13 protein-coding genes are annotated in these 14170 nt (G+C 60.9%); 8 read left to right on the top strand and 5 right to left on the bottom strand.

Annotated features, from left to right (window positions below; genetic code table 11):
• Positions 1–17 precede the first annotated feature (17 nt).
• The 4 genes from denD to BSG19_RS22685 all read left to right on the top strand — a co-directional run bounded on the left by denD (position 18) and on the right by BSG19_RS22685 (position 4037).
• Positions 18–1001, top strand: a complete 984-nt coding sequence (denD, locus tag BSG19_RS22700; protein WP_092990290.1) for a D-erythronate dehydrogenase — start codon at positions 18–20, stop codon at positions 999–1001.
• On the top strand, positions 998–1879 hold the full coding sequence (locus tag BSG19_RS22695) for an NAD(P)-dependent oxidoreductase (protein WP_280142430.1): 882 nt from the start codon (positions 998–1000) through the stop codon (positions 1877–1879). The genes denD and BSG19_RS22695 overlap by 4 nt, the downstream gene beginning before the upstream one ends.
• 8 nt (positions 1880–1887) lie before the next feature.
• Positions 1888–3672: an IlvD/Edd family dehydratase gene (locus BSG19_RS22690; RefSeq protein WP_092990289.1), complete on the top strand. Its 1785-nt coding sequence runs from the start codon at positions 1888–1890 to the stop codon at positions 3670–3672.
• A 122-nt stretch (positions 3673–3794) separates the two neighbouring features.
• The gene (locus BSG19_RS22685) at positions 3795–4037 is read left to right on the top strand and encodes a hypothetical protein (protein WP_092990387.1); all 243 of its coding nucleotides are present in this window, start codon (positions 3795–3797) and stop codon (positions 4035–4037) included.
• 77 nt (positions 4038–4114) lie between these two features.
• Here the strand turns inward: BSG19_RS22685 and BSG19_RS22680 are convergent, their stop codons facing one another.
• On the bottom strand, positions 4115–7336 hold the full coding sequence (locus BSG19_RS22680; protein ID WP_092990386.1) for a DEAD/DEAH box helicase: 3222 nt from the start codon (positions 7334–7336) through the stop codon (positions 4115–4117).
• A gap of 341 nt (positions 7337–7677) precedes the next feature.
• Positions 7678–8448 (bottom strand): SDR family oxidoreductase, encoded by a 771-nt coding sequence (locus tag BSG19_RS22675; protein ID WP_092990288.1) that lies wholly within the window; start codon positions 8446–8448, stop codon positions 7678–7680.
• A 118-nt stretch (positions 8449–8566) separates the two neighbouring features.
• On the opposite strand from BSG19_RS22675, the gene BSG19_RS22670 reads away from it, so the two are divergent.
• Positions 8567–8974, top strand: coding sequence for a winged helix-turn-helix transcriptional regulator (locus tag BSG19_RS22670; protein WP_092990287.1), 408 nt, complete (start codon positions 8567–8569; stop codon positions 8972–8974).
• Between the two features lie 12 nt (positions 8975–8986).
• Here BSG19_RS22670 and BSG19_RS22665 read toward each other — a convergent pair whose 3' ends face one another.
• Positions 8987–9859, bottom strand: a complete 873-nt coding sequence (locus BSG19_RS22665) for a DUF817 domain-containing protein (RefSeq protein WP_092990286.1) — start codon at positions 9857–9859, stop codon at positions 8987–8989.
• Positions 9860–9911: 52 nt separating this feature from the next.
• Here BSG19_RS22665 and BSG19_RS22660 point away from each other — a divergent pair, with 52 nt between their 5' ends.
• Positions 9912–10340, top strand: a complete 429-nt coding sequence (locus BSG19_RS22660) for a ribosomal maturation YjgA family protein (protein WP_092990285.1) — start codon at positions 9912–9914, stop codon at positions 10338–10340.
• Between the two features lie 244 nt (positions 10341–10584).
• Positions 10585–10890, top strand: a complete 306-nt coding sequence (locus BSG19_RS22655) for a hypothetical protein (protein ID WP_092990284.1) — start codon at positions 10585–10587, stop codon at positions 10888–10890.
• Here the strand turns inward: BSG19_RS22655 and BSG19_RS22650 are convergent.
• The gene (locus BSG19_RS22650) at positions 10873–11604 is read right to left on the bottom strand and encodes a Crp/Fnr family transcriptional regulator (protein ID WP_244529390.1); all 732 of its coding nucleotides are present in this window, start codon (positions 11602–11604) and stop codon (positions 10873–10875) included. The two genes, BSG19_RS22655 and BSG19_RS22650, sit on opposite strands and share 18 nt — an antisense overlap.
• Before the next feature lie 175 nt (positions 11605–11779).
• Between BSG19_RS22650 and BSG19_RS25850 the strand changes: the two genes are divergently transcribed.
• On the top strand, positions 11780–12088 hold the full coding sequence (locus BSG19_RS25850; RefSeq protein ID WP_139274812.1) for a DUF6894 family protein: 309 nt from the start codon (positions 11780–11782) through the stop codon (positions 12086–12088).
• Positions 12089–12144: 56 nt separating this feature from the next.
• On the opposite strand, the gene cyoB is transcribed toward BSG19_RS25850, so the two are convergent.
• Positions 12145–14166, bottom strand: coding sequence for a cytochrome o ubiquinol oxidase subunit I (cyoB, locus tag BSG19_RS22640; protein WP_092990281.1), 2022 nt, complete (start codon positions 14164–14166; stop codon positions 12145–12147).
• Between the last annotated feature and the right edge of the window lie 4 nt (positions 14167–14170).

Below are 14170 nucleotides of genomic sequence, written 5' to 3'. Positions count from 1 at the left end.
GAGAGGGAGGAGACCTTATGCACATCATGGTCATCGGTGCCGCCGGCATGGTCGGCCAAAAGCTTCTGTCCCGCATCGTGGCCGATGGCGGCCTCGGTGGTAAGGCTGTGGAGAAGCTGACGCTCGTCGACGTCTTCAACCCGAAGGCGCCGGCTGCTTTCACCGGCACCGTAACGGCGCTCGAAGCCGATCTCTCCTTACCGGGAACAGCCGAGACCCTGATCGCCTCGCGTCCGGACGTCATCTTCCATCTCGCGGCCATCGTGTCTGGCGAAGCGGAACTCGACTTCGAAAAAGGCTACCGCATCAACCTCGACGGGACGCGGTATCTGTTCGATGCGATCCGGCTGGCGAATGGGGAGGATGGATACAAGCCCCGACTTGTCTTCACCTCGTCCATTGCCGTCTTCGGCGCGCCCCTGCCTTTCCCGATCGGCGACGAGTATCACACCACGCCGCTGACGAGTTACGGTACGCAGAAGGCTATCTGCGAGCTGCTTCTCTCCGACTACAGCCGTCGTGGCTTTTTCGACGGCATCGGCATCCGTCTTCCCACCGTCTGCATCAGGCCCGGCAAGCCCAACAAGGCGGCATCCGGCTTCTTCTCCAATATTCTGCGCGAACCGCTCGTCGGCAAAGAGGCGGTTCTCCCCGTTTCCGAAGATGTCAGGCATTGGCATACCTCGCCCCGCTCCGCAGTCGGGTTTCTCCTTCACGGCGCAACCATCGATCTCGACCGTGTCGGACCTCGCCGTAACCTGTCCATGCCCGGTTTAAGCGCGACTGTTGGCGAACAGATCGAGGCCTTGCGCCGGATCGCGGGAGAAAAGGCCGTAGCCCTGATCCGTCGCGTGCCTGACGAAAACATCATGAACATGGTCGCAGGTTGGGCGCCAGGTTTTGACGCGACGCGCGCCACCGGCCTCGGCTTCACCGCAGAGACTTCGTTCGACGAGATCATCCGCGTCCACATCGAAGACGAACTTGGAGGCGGACGGTGACCCGGCCCCGCTCCATCGCCTTTATCGGCACCGGCCTCATGGGTGCGCCTATGGCCCGGCGGCTGGTGCACGCGGGCCATCCTGTGACCGTCTGGAACAGGGATCTCGCCAAGGCTCGCCCGCTGGAAGCGGATGGCGCCGTGGTTGCAGCATCCGTGACCGATGCCGTGCGTGGAGCCGATGTCGTCTTCACCATGCTCAGCAATGGCGACGCCGTGGCGGACGTCCTGTTCCGACAGGGGTGCATCGACGCCATGCAGGAGAGTGCCATCCTCATCGACACGAGCTCCATTGCGCCGCAGATAGCCCGTGAACATGCGCGACTGCTTGGTCTCAAAGGGATTGGTCACCTCGATGCGCCCGTATCGGGCGGCGTCGTCGGTGCCGAGGCCGGCACGCTGGCCATCATGGCAGGCGGCGACGCAGACGTTCTTGCCGCCGCAAGCGATATCCTCGGCGTCCTTGGCCGCATAACCCATGTCGGCCCCAGCGGTGCAGGACAGGTCTGCAAGCTCGCAAACCAGCAGATCGTGGCCGTCACCATCGGTGCGCTTGCTGAGGCTATGGTCCTGGTGGAGGCAGGCGGCGCTTCAAGACAGGCCTTTCGCGACGCCATACGTGGCGGATTTGCGGAAAGCCGCATTCTGGACCTGCATGGCGCGCGAATGGTTGACCGCAACTTCGTGCCGGGGGGAACGTCCCGCAACCAGTTGAAAGATCTCGAAGCGGTCATGGCGATGGCTGCATCCCTTTCGCTGTCGCTTCCGCTGACCGAACAGGTCCGGCAGGCGTTTGCAGACTTCGTCCGGAATGGTGGAGCAGAACAGGACCATAGCGGGCTGCTTCAACACCTCGAACACCTCAATCCTCGTCGTTAGGGCACACCATGAGCAACGATCAGAAACCGACCCGCCGCCTGCGCTCGCAGGACTGGTTCGACAATCCCGATCACATCGACATGACGGCGCTTTATCTGGAGCGCTTCATGAACTACGGCGTGACGCCGGAAGAACTGCGAGCGGGCAAGCCCATCATCGGCATTGCGCAGAGTGGCAGCGATCTGACACCGTGCAACCGTGTGCACGTCGAGCTCGTCAAGCGCGTGCGCGACGGTATCCGGGATGCGGGCGGCATTCCGATCGAGTTTCCCACCCACCCCATCTTCGAGAACTGCAAGCGCCCGACGGCAGCACTCGACCGCAATCTCGCCTATCTCGGCCTCGTGGAAATCCTCTACGGCTATCCGCTCGATGGCGTGGTGCTAACGACGGGCTGCGACAAGACCACGCCATCCGCGCTGATGGCTGCATCGACCGTCGATATCCCCGCCATCGTGCTGTCGGGTGGACCGATGCTGGATGGCTGGCACGAGGGAGATCTCGTCGGGTCCGGCACCGTGATCTGGCGGATGCGCCGCAAGCTTGCAGCCGGTGAGATCGATCGCGAGGAATTCCTGCAGGCCGCGCTCGATTCCGCGCCATCCGTCGGGCACTGCAACACCATGGGCACGGCCTCGACCATGAACGCTCTGGCGGAGGCGCTCGGAATGTCGCTCACCGGATGCGGCGCAATTCCTGCCGCCTACCGCGAGCGCGGCCAGATGGCCTATCGCACCGGAAAGCGCGCCGTGGAGCTTGTTTTCGAGGACATCAAACCGTCCGACATCCTGACGCGTGCCGCCTTCCTCAACGCCATTCGCGTCAATTCCGCCATCGGCGGCTCTACGAATGCCCAACCGCATCTTGCTGCCATGGCGAAACATGCGGGCGTCGACCTTGCGCCCGACGACTGGCAGGTCCACGGCTTCGATATTCCGCTGCTCGCCAATGTCCAGCCGGCCGGTGCATATCTCGGAGAGCGCTACCATCGCGCAGGCGGCACGCCGGCGATCATGTGGGAGCTGTTACAAGCCGGAAAGCTCGACGGCAACTGTCGAACGGTCACGGGCAAGTCTATGGCGGAGAATGTGGCTGGGCGGGAAACCACCGATCGCGACGTGATCTATCCCTTCCAGCAGCCGATGAAGGAGAAAGCAGGCTTCCTCGTGCTCAAGGGAAACCTGTTCGACTTCGCGATCATGAAGACCAGCGTGATCTCGCAAGGGTTCAGGGAGCGCTATCTGTCGGAGCCCGGCCGCGAGGGCGTGTTCGAGGGGAAGGCGGTCGTTTTCGACGGATCCGAGGACTATCACAGGCGGATCAACGATCCCGATCTCGCAATCGACGAGAATACCATTCTCGTGATACGTGGCGCAGGCCCTCTGGGCTGGCCCGGATCGGCCGAAGTGGTGAATATGCAGCCACCGGATCACCTGCTGAAGCGCGGCATCACCAGCCTGCCGACGATCGGCGACGGCCGGCAGTCCGGCACGGCCGACAGTCCCTCTATTCTCAATGCCTCTCCGGAAAGCGCTGCCGGTGGAGGCCTTGCCTGGCTGCGCAGCGGCGACAGGATCCGCATCGATTTCAACGAAGGGCTTTGCAATATGCTGTTGCCCGATGACGAGATCGAGCACCGCAAGACCGAAGGCCTGCCGCCCGTTCCGCCCGACGCAACACCATGGCAGCGCATCTACCGCCAGACCGTCACCCAGCTTTCGGATGGCGCTGTCATCGAGAACGCCGCCGACTTCCGCCAGATCGCCCGGACATTGCCGCGGCACAATCATTGAGGCGGAAGCAGAACCTTGCTGTCATGGGTCGTCGTCGGCTCCCGGAAAGGGTGTGGGCAAAAAACGCCGAGGGAACCTTTGCGATGGTGATCTCGTTTGCCGCGCTCACGGAGAGACCTTTCATGCCGGGCACATTCACCACCGTCTATCTCGTCGCATTCGACCTGGATGACCACGGTCACCCTGTCCAGGCGTTCCCGCCGAAGGTGGCGGCCGACGAAGGCACCGCTGTCACCGATGCCAAGGATCTCGCACGTCACCACGCTGGTGTCGTCGTGTGGAAGCGTGAGGGCGACCCCGTTGTCGGGGAAGAAGGCGTGCCGGACGTCGTCTTCAGCGCCGGAAAGATCGGGGATTTCAACTAAACCTCTTGTGCCTCTATCGAAACGCGAGTGAGATCGCGTGCTCGACGCGGTGTTGGCGAGCGCTCTACCATGCCTCGTCAACTCTCCCGGGTTGACGCCATACTCTGCCGCCGCGACCGAACGGCCATGACTTTTCCAAGCAGCAGCTCGCAGACCTTCAGCCTCTCCATGGGGGATTCCGTCGCGTATTCGTAGATAAGCCGGTCGTCGCGCAGTGTCGGCTTGTGGTGCTTGGAAAGTGCCGCAACGAGCTTCGCCGACGGTGGCTTTCTGAGGCTGATCGCAATGGCGCGGGGGCCGGCATCGATTTTTGACGCACCGATGCGGGCTGCCTTCCGCTTCAGCTTCGCGAGCCTCAGGAGTAGCGAGACTTCGTCCGGTATATCGCCAAAACGATCTTCGTATTCCTCGGCGAAATCGTTGATATCGGCCATCGTGCGGGCGCGCGCGAGCTTGGCATGCAGGTTGAGGCGGACGGTGGCATCCGGAACGGATGTGTCGGGGACAGAGCCCGACAGGCCAAGATTGAGCACGATGTCGTGGTGCGCCTTGGTACTGCTGCCGCCGAGTGCCCGCTCCAGAAGCATCTGATAGAGGCTGACGCCAATGGCGCGCATGTGTCCCGCCTGATCGTCGCCCGCGATATCGCCGCCGCCACGCTGGTCGAGGTCACCAAAGCTTATCGCGAGACCGGAACCGAGCCGGTCGTTCTCGACCAGCGTCGCGAGCCGACGTCGCGTCTCGTCTGCCATTTCGGCGTCCGGCTCCGTCAGAAGATAGGCTGTTCCCTGGATTTTCCCCCGGCCGACCCTGCCGCGCAACTGATGCAGCTGAGCCAGACCGAACCGATCGGCCCGCCAGATGAAGATCGTGTTGGCTCGGGGAACGTCCAAACCACTTTCGATGATGTTGGTCGAAAGAAGCACATCGCCATCGCCTTCCGCAAAGCCAACCATGATGTCGTCCATTTCGGCAGCAGGCAGCTTGCCATGCGCAACGCGAATGCCAAGCTCGGGCACGATGTCGGAAAGCATTGCCTGCAGGCCTTCTAGGTCGTCGATCTGAGGCGCAACGACAAAGCTCTGCCCGCCGCGACGATGCTCGCGCATCAGCGCAACGCGCATGGTCGCGCGGTCCGCCGGGCTCAGCACCGTCCTGACCGGGCGCCTGCGCATGGGAGGCGTCGTCAGAAGGCTCACATCCTGAAGCCCGACAAGAGCGGCCTGCAAGGTCCGCGGGATCGGCGTTGCAGACATCGTCAGTGTATGAAGCAGGGGTGCCAGCGACTTCAATGCCTGTTTATCGCGCGTGCCGAAACGGTGTTCCTCATCGACAATCAGCAGCCCCAGATTTGCAAACGCGATATCCTTGGCAAGCACCGCGTGGGTCGCTACGACGATGTCGATCTCGCCGCTGGCAAGACCGGCCTTCACAGCCTTGGCCTCTTTCTCCAAAACGACGCGAGATAGCATAGCGACCTTGAGACCTGTTCCGGCGAAACGCCGCTCGAATGCGCCGAAGTGCTGGCGGGTCAGCACGGTGGTCGGCGCGACCAGCACCACCTGCCGGCCCGAAAGGGCCGCAGCAGCGGCAGCGCGCAACGCGATCTCCGTTTTACCGAATCCGACGTCGCCACAGATCAGCCTGTTCATGACCGATCCCGAAGCAAGATCGCCCAGAACCGCGTCGATTGCAGCTGTCTGGTCGCTGGTAAGGGTGTAGGGGAAGCGCGCGCAAATCTTTCCGTAAGCGGCGCGGGGCGGCACGAGGATCGCGCCGGTTTTTACCTGTTGCTCGCGGGCACGCTCCTTCAGATGTTTTGCTGCCGTTCGCACATTCCGCGCGATCATGGCGCGCCTCTTTGCCCAGGCATCGGTGTGCAGCCGGTCGAGCGACACAGCTTCCGGTGTCGAGCCATAGCGCCATAACTTGCCGAATTCCTCCATCGGCACGAGGAGCGAAGCGCCATCGCGATAAACCAATCGGGCCGCATCGCGCTGTTCCCCATCGACCTCCACGGTCTCCAGTTTCTCAAGAATGCCGACGCCATGATCTTCGTGGACCACGACATCGCCGAGCGTCAGGTCCGGTTCTTCCAGGCCCCGCATTGACGCTGGATCGACGGAATGACCGAACACGTCGGTTGCAGCGATGACGATGCGGTGTGCCGAGGAATCGACGAACCCTCCCTCAAGCGGTGCGTCAAGCCTGAGGAGACGACCTGCCCCAGCCGCAAGGACTTCGCTCCAGCGCGTGACGGCGATGATGTCCAGATCCAGCGCACGCTCGACGCGACGGCAAAGACGTTCGAAGGGCTTGCCCTGGCCTGCGAGGACGACAGTGCTCGCAGCGTCTTTCTCTTCGATGAAGGTCAGAAAGGCATTTCGAGGGTAAGGTTCCGAGAGGAAGTCCGGCAACGCATCCTGTACTGATATGGGGAGGTCTGCAGACGGCAGGCTCTGGACGATGCCGATCCATTCATCCCGCTCAAGATAGAGAGATGTTTCAGCCGAGCGGCGGTTTCCCCGCAGATCCTGCTCTGCCTGTTGTGCATCGCGAATAATGTCCAGATAGCGATCGAGCCGCGCATCGATATCGGGCGCCATGACGACCGGCACGCCATCGAGGATATCGAAAATGGTGTGCATCTCACTATAGAGCTGAAAGAGGCCCCGTTCCGTTACCCCGAAGGAGGATGTGCCGTCGATGCCTGTCACTTCTCCCGAGGGTATCGCTTCACTCGCTGGACCGAAGACCATGCTGTCGCGCGTCACGACGGTGCGCTGCGTCATCGGATCATAGGTTCGCAACGCGGCAATGCGCTGATCAGCATCCAGATGAATCCGCATGGGCAGCAGCTGTCCGGCCGGAAAGATGTCGATCACATCGGCCCGAAACGCCACCTCGCCCGGCTCATCGACCAACCCGTCTTCGATATAGCCGGTCATCTCTATGAATGCCCGGAACGCGGTCTCATCGAAATGCGTGCTCGTCTGGAGCTCGAAAAAGCTGCGCTTGACGATATCGAGTGGCGGGATCTTTTGCAGGGCTGCGTCGAGCGATGTGATGAACAGCGCCGGACGGGATGATTGACACCAGACGCGCAAGGCATCCATCCGCCGCCCCATGCATTGGCGGGAGGGGGAAATGCGATCATAGGGAAGGCAATCCCAAGGCGGAAGAAAAACGACGTCGAAGTCGGGATTGAGGCTCAGGAGGGCATTGGTGATGCTCGTTGCGGCAGTCTCGCTGCGTGCAATATAAGCAAGCGGCTTCCGTGAGGATTGCACCTTCTCCATCAGTTTGACGGCGATGAGACCGGCGGGCTGCCTTTGCAGGGAGGATGAGCGGTCGGATGAGCTGGGAATGGCCGTTTCTGTATAATCTATAACGCGCAACACACACTCCCCGGCCCTTGCTTCAGGGCCTTAACGCTGGATGATCCGACGAACGCGAACGAGACGTTCACGGCTTCACAATCAGCCCGAAGGTGGTTGGTTCCCGGACGTGGCGCTGCCCCTGTCCAGAGAGAACAGAATGTCAGCTACCCTCCTTTTTCATCGTGGGGACGGAGCGTGGCCCACCCGCCGCTCGCAGAAGCGAGGCGGCGAGTTAGCCTTTCGAGACATAGCCCGCCTTGTTAATGCCCGCCGTCACGGGCCCTGCGCGCAAAGTCGTTCACGGCGGTCAGCGTCTCCTCGAACCGATTCTCCGCCTCTGCGAAGCGCAGGAAGCCGACGTTCTTGACGAGAATTTCCGAAGGTGTCGGTTGCTGCGAAAAGAGTGACATGACTTCATCCATGAAGTCACTCAATGGCATGTAGCCGGAACGCGTGGATTGGCCCGGCGTCAGTTCCGTCTGCACGGCCGGCGGTGCCAGCTCGATAACCTCGACCTTACCCCTCAGCGCGTCGCGCAGGCTGACGGTGTAGGAGTGGATCGCCGCCTTGGTGGCAGAATAGGTGGGCGTCGAGACGAGCGGAACGAAGGCAAGACCCGAGGAGACGTTGACGATGGCGGCATCCGGCTTCGTCGTGAGGTGGTCTATCAGCGCATTCGTCAGCCGGATCGGCCCCAGAAGGTTCGTCGCGATCGTCGCTTCCGCGTCCGTCAGATCATGTGATCGGGTCAGGTCCTCGAACATCATCACGCCGGCATTGTTGATGAGGACGTTCAGGTCCGGGTGGTTGCGGATGACGTTCGCCGCAAAGGCCGCAATGCTCTCGGGGCTGGCGATATCCAGGGCATAGCCGACCATGCCGTCATGGCCTGCGGCAACCTCGTCCAGTCGCTCCTGACGGCGGCCGGCGATGATGACCGTGTTGCCCTGGGCGTGGAAGCGCTCTGCCAGTTCGCGCCCGATGCCCGAAGCACCTCCGGTGATGAGAATGGTGTTTCCGCTGGTTTTCATGTGCTGCCTCGCGACGTTGAGTGGGTTCACGTTGATTGTCCGTCAGACCTAACGCTGTTACTTTCGTTTCAACAGAAGGCACCGGAAAGATTTATACGCACCGAAAGGAGAGTGTCGGATGCAGAGCCAACGTGCAAAGGCGATGGAGCGAGAGGTCCCCGAGACTGTGGACCCGCAAGTCGAGGCTCTCGTGCATCAGTTGATCGGGCGTGTGGCGGACAAGTGGACGATGCTGATCCTGGAAACGCTGGAGGAAAAAGGCGAGCTCCGGTTCACGCAGCTCAGCCGAGAGATCGGCACCATCAGCCAGAAGATGCTGACGCAGTCGCTTCGGCAGATGGAGCGCGACGGTCTGATCAAGCGCACCATCCACCCGGTCGTTCCGCCAAAGGTGGAGTATCGGCTGACAGAGCTTGGCCGGAGCCTTGGTGCGGCTTTTTGCGGCGTGTGGATCTGGGCCGAGGAGAACCTCGCGCAGGTTCATCAGGCGCGGGAAGCGTTTGAGGCAGCTGCCAAGGTGGAATGACAGGGGAGCGTGTCAGTCCGGAACGTGGATACGGCTCTTGATGTGCTTCAGGTGCGCGACGATCGTGAACGTCATGATGACCAGCAGCGACCATGAACTCCACTTGCCGATGTGGACGACGGACCAGGCACCGATCTGATCCGGATATTTCCAGATGCCGAAGAAGGTCGAGATGTTTTCGGCGAGCCACACGAAAAAGCCAATCAGGATGAAGGCGAGAAGCAGCGGCATTTTCCGGTCCCGATCATAGGGTCGGAAAATTACGGTGGCGCGCGAATAGAGGCCGATGGCGCAGGCAGCGATGTACCAGCGGTAGTCTCCGATGAAATGGTGGGTGAAGAAATTGGCATAGATGGCCAGTCCGATCAGGGTGGCCATCCAGTGGGCGGGATGGTGGCGAATACGCACATCCAGAAGGCGCCATGCCTGGATGATGTAACTGCCCACGGCGGCATACATGAAGCCGGAAAAAAGAGGGACGCCAAGCACTTTGGTGTAGGCGAAATCCGGGTAGGACCAGGACTGGATCGCACTGGAGGTCTTGAAGACTTCCAGTGCAAAGCCGACGATGTGAAACAGCAAGATGGCCTTGGCTTCGTCCACCGTCTCCAGCCTGCTCCAGATCATGAAGATCTGGATACCAAGTGCGATGACCAGCAACGCGTCATAACGCGGAATGCCGAAAAGTCCGCCATGCGGCATGACGAAGATCGAGATGAAAAACAGTCCGGCAAACAAGCAGGCGCGTGCCTCCTTGATACCGAAATACAGAAATTCGACGGCGAAACGCCGGATGCCCCTGAGTTCGCCCCAGGGATGGGTATCGCACAGCAGATGATCCAGAACGGAAAGGCGGCTTGCGGCCAAACGTGTTTCTGTGCCCATTCCCGCCCCAACCTGCATACGTCACCTTTCACACGGGAACCGAAGGAACGCCATGGGCCTGCCTCCCCGATCCACGACTTGTTTCACCCGCATCCGTTTTCTGGCGGCTGCAGCTGCTGTCATTCTCCTCGGCCTATGCCTGCGGGCATTCGGCTACGACGTGGCGCTGCCGTTCGTGGCTGTCAAATATGGCGGATCCGTGCTCTGGGGCGCGATGGTTTACCTCCTGCTGGCTGCTGTTTTTCCGTCCCGCTGGTGGGACTACGAGATCCACGCCGCTATTCTTGTCGCTATCGCCGTCGAACTCGTGCGGCTTGTTCATTTCCCGGCGCTGGACGCATTTCGCGCCACGACGGCCGGCGGCTTGTTCCTCGGCCGCGTCTTCTCGCTATGGAACATCCTGTGTTATGTCGTGGGTATTGCCGTCGCGTCTTTTACCGCCGGACGGGCCTGGCGCGCTCCGCCATCTTCACCGACATGACAGAAAAGCGGTATGATGTGTGCGTTTGGCGATGGGCGTTTCCACAAGGCTTTCGAGAGAATTCAGAGCCGGCCGTCTCACGCGATCTCTCACTCTCCATGCGCTATTTGCCAACACCATCCGGCCTGCTCGATTGCCGTACAGGATGGGACCAAAGGCCGGGAGCAACAGGCTTAGGTCGCACGGCTGGAACCGGCGGCTGTCCTCGACGGTTGCGGTGTTCGATATCGGAAAGGAGATATGGATGAACGACCAGCTCACGCCGGAAAGGAGCGAGATCCTTCTCCTTCGGGCAAGGATTGTCGCGTTGGAGCGCGCGGTGGATGCAGCCCTCGAACTCGTGCTGATGATCAAGCCCAAGGAGCTTGAAGCGTTTCTGGAAAGCCGGCGCAAGGACCTGTCTGAGGGTTATCTTGACGTCGAGTTCGCCGCAGACCTCAAGGCGCCGGAAGAAAGGGAATTCCTGGCGCGTGAGGTCGAGCGCCTGATGCGCGCTTTGCAGGCGGACATGGATTTCAAGGGCGGCATCGCCTCACCCGAGGATGGCTAGTGAGCGCCAAGGACCGATGAGCCGTTCGTACTCGCGTTCCGGAACGCCGTAACAGCCAGCGGTCCGCATCTCCAGCCGCTGGCGGTCCCGGATTTCGATGACACCCCGGTTTGCGCGGATGAGTCCCTCCCCTTCAAGCACATGGATTGCGTCCGTCACGCTCGGGCGCCGAACGCCCAGCATGACAGAGAGGAAGTCGTGTGTCAGCGAGGCCGGTGAACCAAGACGGTCGGCAGACATGAGAATCCAGCGGGCAAGCCGCTCATCCACTTTAAAGCGAGCGTTCGCATAGGCGGTCTGGCTGATCTGGATGAGAAAGACCTGCGCGTAGCGCAGGAGTAGATGTCTCAGGGCAGGTCTCTCGTCCATGAGCGTCCGGAGTTCATCGACCGGAATCCGTCGAGCCGGGCCCCCGACCTGCATGAATGTCCGGTGCGGCGTATCGGTTGCCCCGAGGATTGCGGGAACGCCGACAAGCCCCTCGTAGCCCTGAGCTCCCAGTTCCGCAACGCCCTGATCGTTATCAGGCATGACGGTGGAGCCCAGGCCGCCATCCAGAAAGTAGACAAAGGTGATCGGTCGCCCGGATTCGATGCAGACGTCGTTCCGTTCAAGCGTGAGAAACTCGAGATGTGGCGCAATCTTCTCCCGCTCGTGCGGTGGCAGCGCCTGGAGAAGCAGGTTCCGTTCCGGATATGAAGTCTGTTGTTCCATGATGTTAATGGCTGACCTGAACATGCTCTCACAAGAATGATCTTGTGAACCCTGTAGACCGAACCGTTCGCGGATCGCCCATGTTCCGAAATAACCTTGGTCAAAAGCAGACGGAAACTTTCCGAAACAATCATTGTTCGGTCAGGTTTTCGCAAAGAACTCAAGAGGAACCCGCGTGCCGAGGTACTATCTACACCTTCAACGACCCGACGAATGCATTCCCGACGAGGAAGGCCAGGAATTCAGATCTCTTGAGGAAGCTTATGCCGCAGCCAGAGCCGCGCTCTGCGAGATTGCCGGCGATCACCTGAAGGCATCGCAGAAGATCGTTCTGGAGGCTATCGACATAGCGGACGTGGAAGGCAAAGCTGTGGGAATGGTCTCGACAGTCGATGCGCTGTCTCCGCTTCTTCCGGAACAGCTTCGGCATCATCGGAGCGTTACATTTCAGGGTGATCAGCCGACGGTGCCGCGATCACCCTGAGGCCGAACACGGCAGCTTCATACGGAGGAAACCATCGTGCTGTTCGACGCTACATCTCAGGCGGCGGGGCCACGGGTTTCCGCATCCCGCAGTCCATCGAGATGCCACCGCTCCGTCTTCTCGACACGTTCGGCCGGAATGAAAAACTCGCGGTCGTAGTTGAAGGTATGCGCGATCGCGACAACCAGAATTGCCAATGCGCTCGCGATCGCCATCCACCAGATGTACCAGACGAGGCCGAAGGCGAGAGGTACGGTGAGCGCTCCGACCACAAGGCCGGTTGCCGTGTTCTTCGGCATGTGGATCGGACGGAAACCACTTGAGGGCAAATCATAGCCGCGCCGTTTCATGTCGTACCAGGCGTCCCGGTCATGAGAGATCGGCGTGAAGGCGTAGTTGTAGTCCGGCGGCGGGGATGACGTCGACCATTCCAGCGTGCGGCCGTTCCAGGGATCGCCCGTGACGTCGCGCAGTTGCTCGCGCCTCAGGAAACTCACGACCAGCTGGATGATGGTGGCGGCGATACCCGCAGCGCTGATTGCCACGCCGACCGCAGCCATGATGGTCCAGAACTGAAGCGATGGATCCTCAAGCCGGTTGAGCCTGCGTGTGACGCCCATGAGGCCCATGGCGTAGAGCGGCGTGAAGGTGACCCAGAAGCCGATCAGCGCGCACCAGAACGAAATGAGCCCCCAGAACCGCTCGAGCCTGAAACCGAAGGCTTTCGGAAACCAGTAGATAATGCCGGCCATCAGGCCGAATACGACGCCGCCGACGATGACATTGTGAAAATGCGCGACGAGAAACAGCGAGTTGTGCAGCACGAAGTCGGCCGGGGGTACGGCGAGCAGAACGCCCGTCATGCCGCCGATGACGAAGGTCACCATGAAGCCGACCGTCCAGTACATGGGCAGCTCGAAGCGGATGCGGCCGCGATACATCGTGAACAGCCAGTTGAAGATCTTGGCGCCCGTCGGGATCGAGATGATCATGGTCGTGATGCCGAAGAAGGCGTTGACGCTGGCGCCGGAGCCCATGGTGAAGAAGTGGTGGAGCCAGACGAGGTAGGAAAGAATGGTGATGACGACCGTCGCATAGACCATCGAGGCATAACCAAAGAGGCGCTTGCCGCAGAATGTGGCGACCACCTCCGAAAAGATACCAAAGGCCGGCAGCACGAGAATGTAGACTTCCGGGTGGCCCCAGATCCAGATGAGGTTCACATACATCATCGGGTTGCCGCCGAGATCGTTCGTGAAGAAGTGCGTGCCCACATAGCGGTCGAGCGACAGCAGCGCGAGCGTCGCGGTCAGGATCGGGAAGGAGGCGACGATCAGCACGTTGGTGCAGAGCGAGGTCCAGGTGAAGATCGGCATCTTCATCATGGTCATGCCGGGCGCCCGCATCTTGACGATGGTGGCGATGAGGTTGATCCCGGACAGCGTCGTGCCGACGCCGGCCACCTGCAGGCCCCAGATGTAATAATCGACGCCGACGCCGGGACTGTAGTCGGGTCCCGACAGAGGCGGATAGGCCAGCCATCCAGTGCGCGCGAACTCGCCGATGAACAGCGAGATCATGATGATGATCGCCCCGGCAACGCTCATCCAGAAGGACAGATTGTTGAGGAAGGGGAAGGAGACGTCGCGCGCGCCGATCTGAAGCGGCACGACGAAGTTCATGACCCCGGTGACGAAGGGCATGGCCATGAAGAAGATCATGATGACGCCATGTGCCGTGAACACCTGGTCGTAATGATGCTGCGGAAGGAAGCCTTCGTTGCTGCCGACGGCGATGGCCTGCTGGGTGCGCATCATCACCGCATCCGCCACGCCGCGCAGCATCATGACCACGGCGAAGATCACGTACATGATGCCGATCTTCTTGTGATCGACGCTCGTGAACCACTCCCTGAAAAGATAGCCCCAGAGCTTGAACCAGGTGATGAGGCCAAGGAGCCCAAGCCCGCCGAGCACCACGACCAAGAAGGTCACGACCAGGATTGGCTCGTGAAGCGGCAGCGCGTCCCATGTCAGCCGCCCGAAGATCAGACTTTGCAGGTTGATATCCCCGGGCATCGTG

Origin of the sequence: Rhizobium sp. NFR03 (genome assembly GCF_900111275.1) — a bacterium.
GTDB lineage: Bacteria > Pseudomonadota > Alphaproteobacteria > Rhizobiales > Rhizobiaceae > Ferranicluibacter.
Note: the sequence above shows the minus strand (reverse complement) of the source record. Positions and strands in the feature narration are given on the sequence as shown.

What these genes read in the sequence shown, in the direction of transcription:
- BSG19_RS22680 (WP_092990386.1), bottom strand. Translation starts at nt 7,336, where the DNA reads ATGGAGAAGGTGCAATCCTCACGGAAGCCGCTTGCTTATATTGCACGC.
- BSG19_RS22665 (WP_092990286.1), bottom strand. Translation starts at nt 9,859, where the DNA reads ATGGGCACAGAAACACGTTTGGCCGCAAGCCGCCTTTCCGTTCTGGAT.
- BSG19_RS22690 (WP_092990289.1), top strand. Translation starts at nt 1,888, where the DNA reads ATGAGCAACGATCAGAAACCGACCCGCCGCCTGCGCTCGCAGGACTGG.
- BSG19_RS22650 (WP_244529390.1), bottom strand. Translation starts at nt 11,604, where the DNA reads ATGGAACAACAGACTTCATATCCGGAACGGAACCTGCTTCTCCAGGCG.
- BSG19_RS22670 (WP_092990287.1), top strand. Translation starts at nt 8,567, where the DNA reads ATGCAGAGCCAACGTGCAAAGGCGATGGAGCGAGAGGTCCCCGAGACT.
- BSG19_RS22675 (WP_092990288.1), bottom strand. Translation starts at nt 8,448, where the DNA reads ATGAAAACCAGCGGAAACACCATTCTCATCACCGGAGGTGCTTCGGGC.
- BSG19_RS22660 (WP_092990285.1), top strand. Translation starts at nt 9,912, where the DNA reads ATGGGCCTGCCTCCCCGATCCACGACTTGTTTCACCCGCATCCGTTTT.
- cyoB (WP_092990281.1), bottom strand. Translation starts at nt 14,166, where the DNA reads ATGCCCGGGGATATCAACCTGCAAAGTCTGATCTTCGGGCGGCTGACA.
- denD (WP_092990290.1), top strand. Translation starts at nt 18, where the DNA reads ATGCACATCATGGTCATCGGTGCCGCCGGCATGGTCGGCCAAAAGCTT.
- BSG19_RS22655 (WP_092990284.1), top strand. Translation starts at nt 10,585, where the DNA reads ATGAACGACCAGCTCACGCCGGAAAGGAGCGAGATCCTTCTCCTTCGG.
- BSG19_RS22685 (WP_092990387.1), top strand. Translation starts at nt 3,795, where the DNA reads ATGCCGGGCACATTCACCACCGTCTATCTCGTCGCATTCGACCTGGAT.